We start from the raw sequence: 16,342 nt of genomic DNA, 5'->3' as shown, positions 1-16,342 counted from the left end.
TTCAATAATCAGGTTTTGCAGGATAAATTTGAACACTTTGTCAGTTAAATGCAAGCCTGATTAGCGTAAATATGGATTATGCAGTTTCTCATGACCGATAGTAGTCATAGGACCATGCCCCGGCAAAACACGAGTACTATCAGGCAAAGTTAGTAGTTTACTTTGAATCCCATGAATTAAATCAGCATGATTTCCGCCTGGAAAATCAGTACGGCCGATAGATTCACGGAATAAAACATCACCAGTAATCAATAAGTTATTTACCTGACTGTAAAACACAACATGACCGGGTGTATGACCGGGTATGTGATAAACAATAAATTTATGTTCACCAACGGATAATTCATCGCCATCTTCCAACCAGCGTGTGGGAGTAAGTGGTTTACTAACCGGAAAACCATAATTAGCGGTAATTTCAGGCAATGCCTGCAACCAATAATCATCAGACTGATGCGGCCCCAGCACGGGAACACTTTGCTGCTCAGTTAAATCGGCTACACCACTGGCATGATCAAGATGTCCGTGTGTTAACCAGATAGCCTGCAGTTTAAGCTGGTGCTGACTGACTGCAGATAATAAAAGTTCAGACTCTCCGCCAACATCAGTTAGTACTGCTTCCCTGCTGACATCATCCCAAAGCAATGCTGCATTTTGTTGAAATGGTGTTACTGGTATCACTTGAATTTGTAAAGCCATTATTTTCTCTTATTTTGTTACTAATTTATAAGAATAGTGCTTTGCTTAAAAAATATATACTCATGAATAATAGTAAACAGGCAAAACATTGCTTCAGCATTGTCGGTGAAAGCCGATGAGCTACTTTAGCACCCTGTCTGGCAGTGATAAAGCTCATAATACTTATACCAATAAATGCGTAAATATGAACATAACCAATGGTATGAGCTATATCAATGTGTTCATGCGTTCCAAAGAATATAAAGCCTAAAGCTCCGGCAATCGCAATCGGCAAACCACATGCAGCGGAGGATCCTACTGCCTGCTGCATTGCTATTCCGCTTCGATTCAGATAAGGCACTGTTAAACTTCCGCCTCCGATACCAAATAAAGCAGATGCCAGGCCAATAACAACACCTGCACACCAGTGCCAGCGTGGATTAATTAACGGCCTGTTCTGTCTGCTGGATTTTACCCGGGCACTGCGAAGCATATTGATGCCAACGAACAAAGTAAAAATACCGATAACCAGTTGCAATTTCTGACCGGATAAAGCATCGGCAATAGCCGCACCTGCGAATGAGCCAAATACAAGTCCAGGAGTTAACCGTCCTACCACCGGCCAGAGCACTGCATGATTTTTATTATGAGCCAGCATGGAACTGACTGACGTAACCATAATAGTGGCTAGGGATGTGCCAAGCGCAAGATGCATGGTGACAGCCTCACCATAGCCCGCATGCATAAAGACTATATAGAGTATAGGAACAACGATTAAACCGCCACCTACTCCGAACAGACCGGCAGCAAAGCCGGCTACCGCACCGATTATTAAATAAGCAAGCAGTTCCATAGATTATTTTTTTTGCTGCACTAATACTGTATATTAATGGCGAAAGTGGCGTACTCCGGTTACGACCATTGCTATACCATGCTCATTGGCTGCATTAATCACCTCTTCATCCCGTACAGAACCGCCAGGCTGAATAATGGCTTTAATACCCTGCGCAGCAATTACATCTACGCCATCTCTGAAAGGAAAAAATGCATCTGAGGCCGCACAGGCACCTGCCAGCTCAAAACCTGCATCCTGTGCCTTACGGGCAGCGATTCTGGTTGAATCGACCCTGCTCATCTGACCGGCCCCGATACCGTAGGTTTGACCGCCTTTACCAAAAACAATTGCATTCGATTTTACGTATTTCGCCACTTTCCATACAAACAGTAAATCATGCATTTCCTGTTCAGTCGGTGAACGTAATGTGACTACCTGCAATTGTGCTTTTTCGATCTGATGATTATCCGGTGTCTGTACCAGCAGACCACCGCCAACACGCTTTAATTCAAACTGATTGGCTCCGGCTGACAAGGGAATTTCAAGCACACGTACATTTTTTTTAGCAGCAATAATGGCTTTTGCCTCTGCAGTAAATCCGGGTGCCATTAATACTTCAAGAAACTGACCGGTAACTGCTTCTACTGTTGCTGCATCTACCTCACGGTTAAACGCGATAATACCGCCAAATGCACTGGTTGTATCGGTAGCAAATGCCAGACGGTAAGCAGTTAACGTATCCGCTGCAACTGCTACTCCGCAAGGGTTAGCATGCTTAACGATAACACAGGCTGGCTGAGTAAAAGATTTAACAGCCTCCCACGCTGCATCGGCATCAGCAATATTGTTATACGATAATTCTTTGCCTTGCAATTGCTGATAATTAGCCAGACTACCGGCAGCCGGCTTCACATCACGATAAAATGCTGCCTGCTGATGAGGATTTTCTCCATAGCGTAAATCCTGCACTTTCAACCAGTTCTGATTATATTGCTGAGGAAAAATGTATAATTGCGGCTTTCCGGACAGATTTTGATCGTCAATACGAGTCAGGTAATTAGTGATCATACCGTCATATTGAGCTGTATGGGCAAAAGCTTTTCGTGCCAGATTAAAACGCGTTTGCGCAGATAAACTGCCAAGCTGCTGTATTTCGGCAATAATGGCTTCATAATCATGATAATCTGTAACAATGGCTACATCTCGCCAGTTTTTGGCTGCAGAACGCACCATTGTCGGACCACCAATATCAATGTTTTCAATAGCATCTTCCAGTGTGCAGTCAGGTTTAGCTACTGTTGCCGCAAATGGATACAAATTTACACAAACCAGATCAATGGTTCTAATATCATGCTCTGCCATTTGTGCTACATGCTCAGGACAGTCACGTCGTCCCAGAATACCGCCATGAATTTTCGGATGTAATGTTTTAACCCGTCCGTCCAGCATTTCCGGAAAACCCGTATAGTCTGCCACTTCAGTGACAGCAATACCGGCATCAGCCAGTAAACTGGCTGTGCCGCCGGTTGACAGCAATTCAACTCCTAATTGTGCCAGCTGATGCGCAAATTCAATTACACCAGTTTTGTCTGATACACTCAGCAGTGCCCGTTTGATTACAGCCATGATTTCTCCCTTAATATGCGAATATTACTGATTTAATCCAGCAGATGATGCTGGATTAATTTTTTACGTAAAGTATTGCGGTTCAAACCAAGAATTTGTGCTGCACGTGTCTGATTGTTATCACATACGTCCATTACACAACGTAATAGCGGTAGTTCCATCTGCTGTAATACCATATCATATACTGCACAAGGTGTTTCACCATCAAGATCAGCAAAATATTGACGTACATTTGCCTCTATACATTGAGCGATACTAACTTTAGGCATTTCACTCATTTACATTTTCCTTATATAACTCAGGGCAAACTGCTTATTGCTCACGGTAATCACATGACCACTCTGTTAATTGTGCTACTTGCCTGTCCAGAAAATCATTAACCAGCCGCAACTGTATTTGCGCATCATCTGTCGTGTTCACCTGTCTGCGAAAAATTTCACCTTCCGGTAGACCGGACACATACCAGCCAATATGTTTACGGGCAATGCGCACCCCCGTAAATATCCCGTAAAAATCATGTATAGCAGAAACATGATTAACTATAATCTGTGCATGCTCCGCTACGGTCAGTGCCTGTGGTAAACAACCATGCTTATAGTAATGTACCAAATCACGGAACAACCATGGCTGTCCCTGCGCCGCGCGCCCGATCATCACACCATCGGCGCCGGTTTGTTGTTTTATATCAATCGCTTTTTGCGGGCTGATAATATCACCGTTAACCCATAATGGCAGGTTTATCTGCTGTCGTACTTGTGTAATCAGATCATAACTTGCCGTTCCCCGGTACATTTGCGTTCGTGTTCGGCCGTGGATAGCAAGAGCAGCAATTCCTGCCTGTTCAGCTATTTGCGCAATGGTTAAAATATTACGATGATCGTCATCCCATCCCAGACGGGTTTTCAGCGTTACCGGAACATCAACTGCGCCGACAACGGTTTGCAAAATAGTCTTAACCAGTGCTTCATTTTGTAATAGAGCACTACCAGCCAATACATTACATACTTTTTTTGCCGGGCAGCCCATATTAATATCAATTACTTCAGCACCACGAGCTACATTATAGCAGGCAGCCTCGGCCAGCTGCTGCGGATCACTACCCGCAATCTGTACTACCCTGACCCCGCTTTCACCGTCGTAGTCTGCCCGCTGCAAAGTCTTACGAGTTTTCTGTAAATAAGGATCACTGGTAATCATTTCACTTACAGCCCAGCCTGCACCAAATTCACGGCATAACTGACGGAAAGGTTTATCAGTTATACCTGCCATCGGAGCTAAGGCAAACGGAGTAGCAAGCTGATAACAACCAATTTGCATAATTGCTAAATCAAACGGAGAAAGAAGAATAAATATCTAAATATTGTACATTTTTTAGGCACTCACTCCAAATATAAATAATATTATTAATCTAGCACATTGATTAATTTAAAAAATTATTTCTTAAATATAAAATAGTTTTAGCCCGCTAATACTAAAGCCAAGTTTGTATTCTGCAATTTACTTTCAGATGTCCAAAATAGATATTTGCTGCATCGGTTAAATACTGATTAATCAATTACGAGTAAAATACTAACTAACAGGCCAAAATATAATAAATTTTATGCTATCTATTTATATTTATCTCTGCTGTAATAAAGCGACTATTTCAAAATGTCAGCACTTAGATAAGAAGATATAAAACAGCCTGTCGACTTGTTGGTCAAATAACCACAAGCAGATTACTGGTGATATTTAAAGTGATTTTAAAGCTTGCTGGCAGTATTTATTTTATTTGTGTGAAGTTAAATGATTTTAATTACAGTTAGGTGGTAGGAAGATATTGAAAGCTACAAATACAGTCCATCATACTAAGAGCAGCTTAATAAAGTTTTATTAAGATAAAAACTCTATTAAGCTGCCTGATACTATTCAGATAATAATTATTCTATCCATTGTAGAATTTGTTGCTGAATTTTTGCTGCACTTAATCCCATTTGCGCTAACAATCGTGCTGTATCACCATGTTCAGTAACAATATCAGGAATTCCGAGTGTCAAAACGGGTTTAGTCAGATTATGCTGTGTTAATGCTTCAAGCACAGCACTTCCTGCACCACCAATTTTACTGTTTTCTTCTAGCGTAACTATATAATCATGTTCTGCTGCCAGCTGTACTAATAACTCTGTATCCAGTGGTTTGACAAAACGCATATCTGCTACTGTAGCATCAATAGCATTAGCTACAGTCAGTGCTGGTTGTACCATACTACCAAACGCTACCAAAGCAATTTTACTTCCTTTGCGGCGTACTACTCCCTTACCAATTGCTACTGTGGACAAATCTGATCCCGCTTCGATACCGGTACCCATACCACGCGGATAACGCACAGCCGCCGGCTGATTAAGCTGATAGCAGCTTGATAATAGTAAACGGCATTCGCGTTCATCACTAGGAACAGCAATTACCAGATTGGGTACACAGCGCAAATAGCTTAAATCATAGACACCCGCATGTGTCGGACCATCTGCACCGACAATTCCGCCGCGATCAATAGCAAACAAAACCGGCAAATTCTGTAATGCCACATCATGAATCAGCTGATCGTAAGCACGTTGCAGAAAAGTTGAATAAATTGCTACAACCGGCTTCATCTGCTCACAGGCAAGTCCGGCAGCAAAAGTAACCGCATGCTGTTCTGCAATACCTACATCAAAATAACGTTCAGGGTAAAGCTTCTCAAACTCTACCAGACCACTGCCTTCACGCATTGCCGGAGTAATAGCCAGTAATTTATTGTCTGCCGCGGCCTGATCAATTATCCATTGACTAAAAATCTGTGTATAAGTGGGTTTAGCAGCCCCGGCAGATGAATGCAAACCCTGCTGAGGATCAAATGCACTGACAGCATGAAATGCAACCGGATCATTTTCTGCCAGTTTATAGCCATGCCCTTTTTTTGTAATAATATGCAACAATTGCGGCCCCTTACGGCTGCGTATTTCCTGCAATACATCTACCAGCTGAATCACATCATGCCCGTCAACCGGACCGGAATAGGTAAATCCAAAATTATCAAATAATGATAAAGTTTCGGAGCTGGTGCTTTCTTCAATCAGCCCCTTAATTTTATTTTCTACCCGCTGAGCCACATCCAGAGCGCCCGGAACCAGACTCAGCACTTTTTCTGATTTGTGCTTGATAGATTTAACTAAGTCTTTTACATCATGCAAAGGATTTTTCGCCAAATATTTGGGTAAAGCTCCCACATTGGGTGAAATAGACATTTCGTTATCGTTGAGAATAACCAACAAATCAATGTCCATATCCCCGGCATTATTTAACGCTTCAAATGCCTGCCCAGCCGTCATTGCCCCGTCACCAATAATAGCCACACTACGATTGGTTTTATGCTGTAATTTATCAGCAACAGCCATACCCAGAGCAGCACCAATCGAAGTAGAGGAATGACCGACGCCAAACACATCATATTCAGACTCGCTGCGTTTAGGAAAACCGGCCAGACCACCGCATTGCCGCATTGTATTCATGCGTTGCTTACGTCCGGTCAGAATTTTATGCGGATAACTCTGATGCCCTACATCCCAAATCAGATGGTCATATGGTGTCTGATATACATAATGCAAAGCAACAGTTAACTCAACTGCCCCCAGATTACTGGCAAAGTGTCCTCCTGTTTTACTTACTGATTCAAGTAAATAGGCGCGCAATTCATTGGCCAGCTCAGGTAACTGTGTTTTTTGTAAACGACGAACATCCTGCGGTAAATCAATGGTATCAAGCAGTGGTGTAGGATTCATGATCAGACTTTGCTTATTATTAATTTATTAATCCGGGTGACAGATCAAATACCTGCCAAGTAAATGCAGAGTAATTATATACCAGCATACCCCCTGCACGGGGGTATTTCACTGTATGACGATAAATTATTTTTATCCGGATTCATCCAAATAATTTCAGTCAATCAAAACAATTCAATCTTAAATTACCAATCAACACTATTGAATTACTCACGATGATAAGGATGATTATGCAGAATCGACTGTGCACGATAAAGCTGCTCTGTCAGCAATACCCGCACCATACCATGAGGTAAAGTAAGACTGGAGAGCCGCAATAACAAATTCGCCCGCTGTTTTAAACCATCAGTCATACCATCGGCACCACCAATAACAAAACACAGATTATCACCCTGATGCTGCCATTTTTTTAACCAGTCAGCGAGTTCCATCGAAGTTGGTGCTTTTCCGCGTTCATCCAGAACTATCAGGTAACTATGCACAGGAATGGCTGCAACAATACGCGCCTCTTCTGCAGCCATTGCCTGCGCTGTACTAATCCCGGGACCACGCTTTTCCGGCTTGATTTCTTTAAGCTGAAACTGAATTTCACGACCAAATCTTTTACTGTAATCGGTCACAGCATAATCTACCCATTGCGGCATTTTCGTTCCTACCGCCAGCACAGTAATATTCATTCAATTCCAGTAAAATGAGTATCCGGCACAAATCAATCTGCAGCCTGCCATGGCTTAGCTGCCCCTGCATGAAAGGAAGGTTTTTCACCACCCCACAAAGCTTCAATATCATAATAATCGCGTACTGCTGGCTGCATAACATGCACAACCAGATCACCGGCATCAACCAATGCCCATTCACCGCTATCAAGACCTTCTGTGCTGATAATTTCATAACCAGCCTCTTTCAAATCGACAGCCACATTATTGGCCAGAGCCTTTACCTGACGTGTACTGTCACCACTGGCAATAATCATGCGCGAAAACAGCGAAGTTTGTGCTGAAGTATCCAGCACAATAATATCTTTTCCTTTAATATCTTCAAGTGCATTAACGCTAACGGCTACCATATTTTCCCATTGAGCGATAAGATTTTCATCCATATAGTAAAATACCCTATTATGTTAAAAGCATTTCCAGCTTAGAAATACTCTATAAATATAAATTATGCCTGATAAAGACCTTCATGGTCGATATATTCAGCCACAGTCTCCGGAACATCATCATGATGACCTGATGACCATTTTGCACGAATATCAGTTGAGCTGACTGGTAAAAATGACGTTTGTAATAAAACTGCACGTCCGCCATCACTACCATCCGGTACAGTTATATTTTTAGCCAGAGCATCTGGCAACCATTGCTGCAATGATTCCGGCAAATCGGTTAATCTCTGTTGACCGCGCTGAGCAATTGCCAGATTCACACTTTGTAGCAGAGCCTGATAACGATGCCAGTGAGGTAATTGCAACAATGAATCCATTCCCAGCAACCACCATAACTGAGACTGCGGAAATACCTGACGAAACAGAGATACCGTATCAATAGTATATGTAGGTCCATTACGTAGTACATCGCAATCAGACACACTAATACGTTTGTCTGTACTAATTGCCCTTTCCACCATAGCAAGACGTTGTAGTGCCGGTGTACAGATAACCGTCGGTTTATGATACGGATCACCAGCCGGAATAAAAATAACATTATCCAGCATTAACTCATCGGCAAAACCCTGTGCAATATGAATATGCCCATTATGCGGAGGATCAAAAGTACCGCCGAACAAACCGATACGCTTCATACTTTATTTCCGTTAACCACAATATTCAGCTTACCGGTAATCGGATGAATAACCAGACCATGTACCCTAATCTCACTGGGCATCAGAGGATGCTTACGTATCATATTCACCGAATGCATAATAGCATCTTCCACACAATCAAAATCAGTTAACCATTTATGGAAATCTACGCCGGCATTTTCCAGAATTTCAAGGCGCTCATCGCTGATCCCCCGGGCGCGCATTCGGTCAAGCATATCAGGCACATGTAATTCCTGCATGCCGCAATCATAATGCCCGATCACCATAATTTCAGTTACATTCATTTCAAATACAGCCACTAGTAATGAACGCATCACAGAACCCCAGGGATGGGTGACTAAAGCACCGGCATTACGAATTACCTTAGCATCTCCATTCTTCAATCCCAGAGCACGGGGTAATAAATCCAGAATCCGTGCGTCCATACAGGAAACAATCGCCAGATTTTTTTCCGGATATTTATCTGTAAAAAATTGCTCATACTCTTCTGCATCAACAAATCTTTGATTAAAGTCCATAATTTCATCGATTAAAGACATAATTTCTCCCTCTGCATTTATTTAATCGTTACATGAAGCTTATTACATTGATACATCAGCCCGAAGAACAAAAAACATAAAATATTTAGGCAGCCCAACGGCTGCCTGTTAACAAACCGAACTGTCTATGCACCTAACCAGAGCAATTTAAAAGCCCATAGTACAGCAATAATCCACACCATATAAGAAACTTCTTTAACTCTGCCACAGAACAGTTTAATTAGTGCATAACTAATAAAACCCATTGCAATACCATCTGCAATTGAATAAGCGAAAGGCATAAAAATCAGTGTAAAAAATGCTGGTGCAGCTTCAGATACATCTTTCCAGTCAATTTCCGTCATACTGCGCATCATCAGTACACCCACATATAACAAAGCAGGCGCAGTTGCATATGCCGGTACACTGGCAGCAAGCTTGGAAAACCACAAACTGGCCAGCATCAGAAGACCAACCACCACTGCTGTCAGACCTGTACGGCCGCCTGCAGCTGCTCCGGCTGCCGACTCTACATAAGCAGTAGTAGAAGAAGTACCCAGCCCGGCACCGACTACAATTGCCGTTGAATCGGCCAGCAACGCTTTTTTTACCCGTGGTAATTTGCCATCCACCAACAAACCGGCGCGTCCGGCAACACCAATCAGAACACCGGTACTGTCAAATAAATCCACAAAGAAAAACACAAAAATAACGCTAACCAGACTCATGTTAAATAAATCATGAAAATCCAGCTGTAAAAAGGTAGGAGCCAGAGAGGGTACCGGCGCAAATACTCCCTTAAATTCATTAAGACCTGCTACTGAAGCAATAGCCGTAATTACCAAAATACCGATAATAATTCCGCCACGTATGCGGAAATGCTCCAAAGTAACGATAAAACAAAAGCCCACGATCGTCAGCAACACCTGAGGAGAATGAATATCACCCAGACTGACCAGAGTGTCCGGATTAGATACCACTACTTTGGCACTTTTGAGCGCTACCAGAGCCAGAAATAAACCAATACCGCCGCCAATAGAATACTTGAGAGAATTCGGTAGTGAATTAACAATCGCTTCGCGCACCTTAAACAGGCTTAAGATAATAAAAACAATACCAGAAACAAAAACTGCACCCAGTGCTACCTGCCATGATATACCCATACCTTTTACAACAGCATAAGTAAAATAAGCATTCAGTCCCATACCGGGCGCGAGTGCGATCGGATAATTAGCTACCAATCCCATCATCATGCAGGCAAAAGCTGAAGAAATACAGGTAGCCACAAATACCGCACCAAAATCCATTCCCGCATCCTTAAGAATGGAAGGATTAACTACCAGAATATAGCTCATTGCCAAAAAAGTAGTCAGACCGGCTAACACCTCAGTGCGCACACTGCTGCCACTTTCTTTAATTTTAAAAAAACGATCCAGAAAAGAAGTACCCGCTGGGCTCATGCCAATTCCTTTTAATACCGAACAAAGGCCAGACAAAACCGGTTATCATTAATAAATTTTTACTGATAACCAGACGAAAAAACAAACAAATATAGCATCACATTCCGACAACAAGCACAGCCTTTATACTGTATTAATGTACATGTTCCGGTATCCAGATAAATGGATTAATGCAGCGTTTCCCCTTATTAGAAAGATTAATTACTTAATCGGCTAAAACCATTTTTCCGCGTAAAGAAAAAGTATGTGCCTCAGTGATTTCCAGCTCTACCATCTGATTAATCAGACGAGGATGCCCCGTAAAATTAACTACCCGGTTATTTGCTGTACGCGCCTGTAACTGATCAGGATCTTTTTTAGACACACCTTCTACAAGACAGCGCTGTACACTACCACGCATAGATTGATTAATACGCGCTGTCTCAGCTTCAATCACTGTATTTAATGCTTCCAGACGACGTACTTTTTCAGCATGAGGAGTATCATCAGGTAAATTTGCTGCCGGTGTTCCCGGACGCGGACTATAGATAAATACAAAGCTTAAATCAAAAGCCAGATCTTGTACTAACTTCAGAGTTTGCTCAAACTCACGCTCAGTTTCTCCCGGAAAGCCAACAATAAAGTCTGAACTTAAACATAAATCCGGCCGGATAGCCCGCAACTTACGGATAATATGTTTATACTCTAAGGCTGTATAGCCACGTTTCATTGCCATTAAAACACGGTCAGAACCAGACTGTACCGGAAGATGCAAATGTGATACCAGCTTAGGTAAATCACGATAACACTCAATGATTGCATCAGAAAATTCTCGCGGGTGGCTGGTCGTAAAGCGCATGCGTTCAATACCAGGTATCTCATGCACTATGCGCAGCAACGTCGCGAAATCACAGATTTCACCATCACCCATATCGCCGCGATAGGCGTTTACGTTTTGTCCCAGCAGATTAATTTCCTTGACACCCTGTTGTGCCAGACCGGCAATTTCAGTAAGCACATCGTCAAGTGGACGTGAAAATTCCTCTCCGCGCGTATAGGGTACAACACAAAAACTGCAATATTTGGAACAGCCTTCCATAATAGATACGAACGCTGCTCCACCTTCAACACGTGCAGGCGGTAAATGATCAAATTTTTCTATTTCCGGAAAAGAAATATCTACCTGTGACAGACCACTGGTTTCTTTATCGAGAATCATTTGTGGTAAACGATGCAAAGTCTGAGGACCGAAAACCACATCCACATAAGGTGCGCGCTGAATAATCGCCTCACCTTCTTGTGAAGCCACACAACCACCGACACCGATAATTAAATCCGGATTTTTAACTTTCAAAGGTCGGATACGACCCAAATCTGAAAATACTTTTTCCTGAGCCTTTTCCCGAACCGAACAGGTATTAAAAAGAATAATATCTGCATCTTCAGCCCTGTCAGTTCGTTCTAAAGGTTGCCCTTCTGCCAGAACAGACAGCATTTTTTCACTGTCGTATTCATTCATCTGACAACCAAAGGTTCGTATAAATACTTTTTTCATAACACCTACAATAATTATTCAACCTGCGGATTATTGGGTCTCACTAATGCGTCCTGTTCTTCATCAGTCAGTACCCAGATTTCCTGAATCTGATTTGCTCTGTCAACGCGCACTGCTATCGTTGCATTCTTAAATTTGTATAAATTGTTATACGTAACAAAACGATTATTTGTATCATGTATACGTACTCCCCTGCTTAATTGAAATATTTTATTACCTTTAACTAAGCCCAGACTTAACGTACGTAACCATGCCTTTTTTGCCGTCCCTAATACAACCTGCTGTCCTTCTGCTTGTTTCAATACAACTATATGAATGTCATTAGGTAAAACACGACCTGCCCATACTAAAGAAGAGGATAAAAAAATCAGGCTCAACAATACTAAACGTAAATATTTCATGATTTCTCCTTAAATAACAATAGTCGGCTGAGAGTCAATAATTATACGCAGAAGAGAGATAAACAGCAGCTTTTTAAGAAAAACGAATTCTGAAAAACTAAAACAGTAAATACAAACTTATTAAATCAAACAAATATATTTAAATAGAATTACAGTAATAAACTTACACTAAACAAATAATTTAAATTCGGTTCAAAAAATCAGCTTTTAATTTGTGTATTGATTAACTCCTAAAATAACTACATTTTTCGGCATCATAACAAAAACCAAACTTATTCAATGATGAAAAAAGTAGTGAATCGTACCTAATAAAATTTATAGATATATACTGAATTAATACATCTCAACTACTAAATAAATACACATTTTCAAACTATTCACAAAACCATAAAGCAAAAAATCAAAATGAAACAAGCCAGCCTAAAGGCTGGCTTGTTCGTGAAGTCTGATTACTCAGCTACAGCTTCAGATTCAGGTGCTTTCTCAACCAACTCGACCAGAGCCAGCGGAGCATTATCGCCTTTACGGAAGCCATACTTCAATATGCGCAGATAGCCACCATTCCGATTAGCAAAGCGCGGACCTAACTCATTGAATAATTTAACAACAACATCACGATCACGTGTACGGTTAAAAGCTAAACGATGATTAGCCAGTGAAGGCTTTTTACCTAAAGTAATCAATGGTTCAGCTACACGACGCAACTCTTTTGCTTTCGGCAAAGTAGTTACAATTGTTTCGTGAGTCAACAAAGAATTGGCCATATTACGCAACATAGCAGCGCGATGACTGCTGGTGCGATTTAATTTGCGGTTACCATTACGATGACGCATGTCATTATCCTTTAATCATCAAACTTGTGGCTTTTCCAGACTGGCCGGCGGCCAGGCTTCCAGTTTTGAACCCAACGTCAATCCTTTGGAAGCCAGGACTTCCTTGATTTCGTTCAGAGATTTTCTACCCAGATTCGGGGTTTTCAACAATTCAGTCTCTGTGCGTTGAATCAAATCGCCAATATAGTAAATATCTTCAGCTTTCAAGCAGTTTGCTGAACGAACGGTCAACTCCAGATCATCAACTGGACGAAGCAGAATTGGATCAATCGGTGGTTCTTTCTCTTCTACCACGGTAACTGGAGTACCCTGTAAATCTGCAAAAATTGACATTTGATCAATTAAAATACAGGCCGCATTGCGAACTGCTTCTTCAGGGTCAATAGCACCGTTAGTTTCAATATCCAGAACCAGACGATCTAAATCAGTACGCTGCTCAACACGAGCAGGTTCTACTTCAAAGCTGACACGACTGATAGGCGAAAAGCTTGCATCTAGTTGAATAGCGCCGATACGTTTGTGGTCGTCTTTATTACGACGGCCTGACACAGACTCATAGCCTCTGCCTTGTTCAACCTTAATTTCCATATTGATACTACCACCTTCAGACAGGTGGCAGATAACATGATCAGGGTTAACAATTTCGACATCATGAGGTAACTCAATATCAGCTGCGGTAACAACACCGGCACCTGATTTTTTTAAACTTAAAGTTACTTCTGTGCGGCCATGCACTTTAAATACTACACCTTTCAGATTCAGCAGAATATCAACAACATCCTCCTGAACGCTGTCAAGTGTAGAATATTCATGCAATACGCCTTCAATCGTTACTTCTGTCGACGCATAACCATTCATTGATGACAGTAAGATACGACGCAAAGCATTACCCAAGGTATGGCCGAAACCACGTTCAAAAGGCTCCATAGACACTTTGGCACGGGTAGCAGACAAGGTGTCAACGTCAATTTGACGTGGCTTCAAGAATTCGGATGTGTTTTGCATTTAACTGTCCTCACTTAACCAGCTTTATTTAGAGTAAAACTCTACCACCAGCTGTTCATTAATATCGCCACTCAATTCAGTGCGATCTGGCATGTTTTTGAAAACACCTTCCAGCTTGCCTTCTTCAACAGAAACCCAGCTTGGTAAACCAATCTGACTGGCAAGACTGAATGCTTCCTGAATTCGCACCTGTTTTTTGGCTTTTTCGCGAACAGCAACCACATCACCAGCTTTCACCTGAAAAGAAGGGATGTTTACAACCTGACCGTTCACGGTAATGGCTTTGTGAGATACCAACTGACGGGCTTCGGCACGAGTAGAGCCAAACCCCATACGGTATACCACATTGTCTAAACGAGACTCCAACAACTGAAGCAGCAATTCACCAGTCGAACCTTTACGACGGGCTGCTTCAGCAAAATAACGGCGGAACTGGCGTTCTAACACACCGTAAATACGGCGGATTTTCTGTTTTTCACGTAATTGCAGACCATAGCCGGACAAACGCGGTTTTTTTGCGCCATGCTGGCCGGGAGCAGAGTCAAGTTTACATTTTGAATCCAGAGAGCGACGTGCACTCTTCAGAAACAGATCTGTGCCCTCACGACGGGCTAATTTACATTTCGGGCCGGTATAACGTGCCATACTCAAATACTCCTGTTAGATACGACGTTTTTTAGGTGGCCGACAACCATTGTGTGGCAATGGAGTAACGTCTGTAATACTGGTAATCTTGAAACCAAGAGCGTTGAGCGCACGCACAGAAGATTCGCGACCAGGACCCGGCCCTTTAATGCGAACTTCCAGATTTTTTACGCCATACTCTTGGGCAACTTTACCAGCTGCTTCTGCCGCAACCTGAGCGGCAAATGGTGTGCTCTTACGTGAACCTTTAAAACCAGCACCGCCAGAGGTAGCCCAAGATAATGCATTGCCCTGACGGTCAGTGATAGTAATGATGGTATTATTGAAAGATGCATGTACATGCACAATACCTTCACTTACGGATTTACGTACTTTCTTGCGCACACGAGCTGTGTTTGCTTTAGCCATTATTATTCCTTATCAATTATTTCTTGCCTGCGATCGCTTTACGCGGACCTTTACGCGTACGCGCATTGGTACGGGTACGCTGACCACGGCACGGTAAACCACGACGATGACGCAGACCACGATAACAGCCCATGTCCATCAGACGTTTGATGTTCATGGTTACTTCACGGCGTAGATCACCTTCTACATGGTATTTGGCAATCTGTTCACGCAAAGCATCAAGCTGAGTCTCGTCTAAATCTTTTACTTTAGTGCTCGGCACAACGCCGGCAGCTTCGCAAACCAGTTTAGCGCGAGACGAACCAATACCATAAATAGCCTGAAGGCCAATTACGATATGGGCATTGTTAGGGATATTTACCCCTGCAATACGAGCCATATTTTTTCCTTAGGGCAAAAGTCTGTCACTATAACACAAAGACTTATGGTTATCCATTAGCCTTGGCGTTGTTTATGACGAGGGTCAGTACAAATCACGCGTACGACACGATTACGACGAATGATTTTACAATTACGGCAAATTTTCTTTACCGATGGCTGAACGCGCATATTATTTCCTTTCTACTCTTAGCGGGCGCGGAAAACGATGCGGGCACGAGTCAAATCGTACGGAGTCAATTCCACAGTCACTTTATCACCGGGTGAAATACGAATATAATGCATGCGCATTTTTCCGGAGATATGACCTAAAACGACGTGATCGTTTTCAAGTTTAACTTTAAAAGTTGCGTTGGGCAGGGTTTCAAGAATTTCACCCTGCATTTGTATGGTATCTTCTTTAGCCATA

The 16,342-nt window shown here is 42.3% G+C and carries 20 protein-coding genes; all 20 read right to left on the bottom strand.

The features are described from left to right. Nucleotides 1-60 precede the first annotated feature (60 nt). The 20 genes from H3U82_RS08390 to infA all read right to left on the bottom strand — a co-directional run bounded on the left by H3U82_RS08390 (nt 61) and on the right by infA (nt 16,341). Complete coding sequence (locus tag H3U82_RS08390) at nt 61-696, bottom strand: MBL fold metallo-hydrolase (protein ID WP_198210144.1); 636 nt, start codon at nt 694-696, stop codon at nt 61-63. A 25-nt stretch (nt 697-721) separates the two neighbouring features. Next, a complete protein-coding gene (locus tag H3U82_RS08385) occupies nt 722-1,528 on the bottom strand; it encodes a sulfite exporter TauE/SafE family protein (RefSeq protein ID WP_198210143.1) in 807 nt (268 codons plus the stop codon). A 33-nt stretch (nt 1,529-1,561) separates the two neighbouring features. Next, the gene (gene purH / locus H3U82_RS08380) at nt 1,562-3,136 is read right to left on the bottom strand and encodes a bifunctional phosphoribosylaminoimidazolecarboxamide formyltransferase/IMP cyclohydrolase (protein WP_198210142.1); all 1,575 of its coding nucleotides are present in this window, start codon (nt 3,134-3,136) and stop codon (nt 1,562-1,564) included. Between the two features lie 32 nt (nt 3,137-3,168). Beyond that, nucleotides 3,169-3,405, bottom strand: a complete 237-nt coding sequence (locus H3U82_RS08375; RefSeq protein WP_037394816.1) for a Fis family transcriptional regulator — start codon at nt 3,403-3,405, stop codon at nt 3,169-3,171. Between the two features lie 43 nt (nt 3,406-3,448). Beyond that, nucleotides 3,449-4,453 carry a tRNA dihydrouridine synthase DusB gene (gene dusB / locus H3U82_RS08370; protein WP_198210141.1) on the bottom strand — a complete coding sequence of 335 codons (1,005 nt, stop codon included), beginning with the start codon at nt 4,451-4,453 and terminating at the stop codon, nt 3,449-3,451. 602 nt (nt 4,454-5,055) lie between these two features. Beyond that, nucleotides 5,056-6,933, bottom strand: a complete 1,878-nt coding sequence (gene dxs, locus H3U82_RS08365; protein WP_198210139.1) for a 1-deoxy-D-xylulose-5-phosphate synthase — start codon at nt 6,931-6,933, stop codon at nt 5,056-5,058. Between the two features lie 206 nt (nt 6,934-7,139). Then, nucleotides 7,140-7,610 carry a 23S rRNA (pseudouridine(1915)-N(3))-methyltransferase RlmH gene (gene rlmH, locus H3U82_RS08360; protein ID WP_198210137.1) on the bottom strand — a complete coding sequence of 157 codons (471 nt, stop codon included), beginning with the start codon at nt 7,608-7,610 and terminating at the stop codon, nt 7,140-7,142. Between the two features lie 32 nt (nt 7,611-7,642). Beyond that, nucleotides 7,643-8,032: a ribosome silencing factor gene (rsfS, locus tag H3U82_RS08355; RefSeq protein ID WP_025331679.1), complete on the bottom strand. Its 390-nt coding sequence runs from the start codon at nt 8,030-8,032 to the stop codon at nt 7,643-7,645. A gap of 62 nt (nt 8,033-8,094) precedes the next feature. After that, nucleotides 8,095-8,730, bottom strand: a complete 636-nt coding sequence (nadD, locus tag H3U82_RS08350; protein ID WP_198210135.1) for a nicotinate (nicotinamide) nucleotide adenylyltransferase — start codon at nt 8,728-8,730, stop codon at nt 8,095-8,097. Then, nucleotides 8,727-9,290 carry a carbonic anhydrase gene (locus tag H3U82_RS08345; protein ID WP_025331681.1) on the bottom strand — a complete coding sequence of 188 codons (564 nt, stop codon included), beginning with the start codon at nt 9,288-9,290 and terminating at the stop codon, nt 8,727-8,729. Before H3U82_RS08345 ends, nadD begins: the two co-directional genes overlap by 4 nt. A 125-nt stretch (nt 9,291-9,415) precedes the next feature. Then, nucleotides 9,416-10,729, bottom strand: a complete 1,314-nt coding sequence (locus H3U82_RS08340; RefSeq protein WP_037475034.1) for an NCS2 family permease — start codon at nt 10,727-10,729, stop codon at nt 9,416-9,418. A 205-nt stretch (nt 10,730-10,934) separates the two neighbouring features. Beyond that, complete coding sequence (gene miaB / locus H3U82_RS08335; protein WP_198210133.1) at nt 10,935-12,263, bottom strand: tRNA (N6-isopentenyl adenosine(37)-C2)-methylthiotransferase MiaB; 1,329 nt, start codon at nt 12,261-12,263, stop codon at nt 10,935-10,937. A 14-nt stretch (nt 12,264-12,277) separates the two neighbouring features. Further along, nucleotides 12,278-12,664, bottom strand: coding sequence for a hypothetical protein (locus H3U82_RS08330; protein WP_198210131.1), 387 nt, complete (start codon nt 12,662-12,664; stop codon nt 12,278-12,280). 449 nt (nt 12,665-13,113) lie between these two features. After that, entirely contained in the window at nt 13,114-13,497 is a 384-nt protein-coding gene (gene rplQ, locus H3U82_RS08325) for a 50S ribosomal protein L17 (RefSeq protein ID WP_025331685.1), read from the bottom strand. An 18-nt stretch (nt 13,498-13,515) separates the two neighbouring features. Further along, a complete protein-coding gene (gene rpoA / locus H3U82_RS08320) occupies nt 13,516-14,502 on the bottom strand; it encodes a DNA-directed RNA polymerase subunit alpha (protein WP_025331686.1) in 987 nt (328 codons plus the stop codon). A 24-nt stretch (nt 14,503-14,526) separates the two neighbouring features. Next, complete coding sequence (rpsD, locus tag H3U82_RS08315) at nt 14,527-15,147, bottom strand: 30S ribosomal protein S4 (RefSeq protein ID WP_025331687.1); 621 nt, start codon at nt 15,145-15,147, stop codon at nt 14,527-14,529. A 15-nt stretch (nt 15,148-15,162) separates the two neighbouring features. Next, the gene (gene rpsK / locus H3U82_RS08310) at nt 15,163-15,555 is read right to left on the bottom strand and encodes a 30S ribosomal protein S11 (RefSeq protein ID WP_025331688.1); all 393 of its coding nucleotides are present in this window, start codon (nt 15,553-15,555) and stop codon (nt 15,163-15,165) included. 16 nt (nt 15,556-15,571) lie between these two features. Next, nucleotides 15,572-15,934, bottom strand: coding sequence for a 30S ribosomal protein S13 (rpsM, locus tag H3U82_RS08305; RefSeq protein WP_025331689.1), 363 nt, complete (start codon nt 15,932-15,934; stop codon nt 15,572-15,574). A gap of 56 nt (nt 15,935-15,990) precedes the next feature. Continuing rightward, nucleotides 15,991-16,104: a 50S ribosomal protein L36 gene (gene rpmJ, locus H3U82_RS08300; protein WP_003697674.1), complete on the bottom strand. Its 114-nt coding sequence runs from the start codon at nt 16,102-16,104 to the stop codon at nt 15,991-15,993. An 18-nt stretch (nt 16,105-16,122) separates the two neighbouring features. Then, the gene (gene infA, locus H3U82_RS08295) at nt 16,123-16,341 is read right to left on the bottom strand and encodes a translation initiation factor IF-1 (RefSeq protein ID WP_003684714.1); all 219 of its coding nucleotides are present in this window, start codon (nt 16,339-16,341) and stop codon (nt 16,123-16,125) included. Nucleotide 16,342: the final 1 nt, after the last annotated feature.

The organism is Snodgrassella sp. W8132, from assembly GCF_016100865.1.
GTDB lineage: Bacteria > Pseudomonadota > Gammaproteobacteria > Burkholderiales > Neisseriaceae > Snodgrassella > Snodgrassella alvi.
Note: the sequence above shows the minus strand (reverse complement) of the source record. Positions and strands in the feature narration are given on the sequence as shown.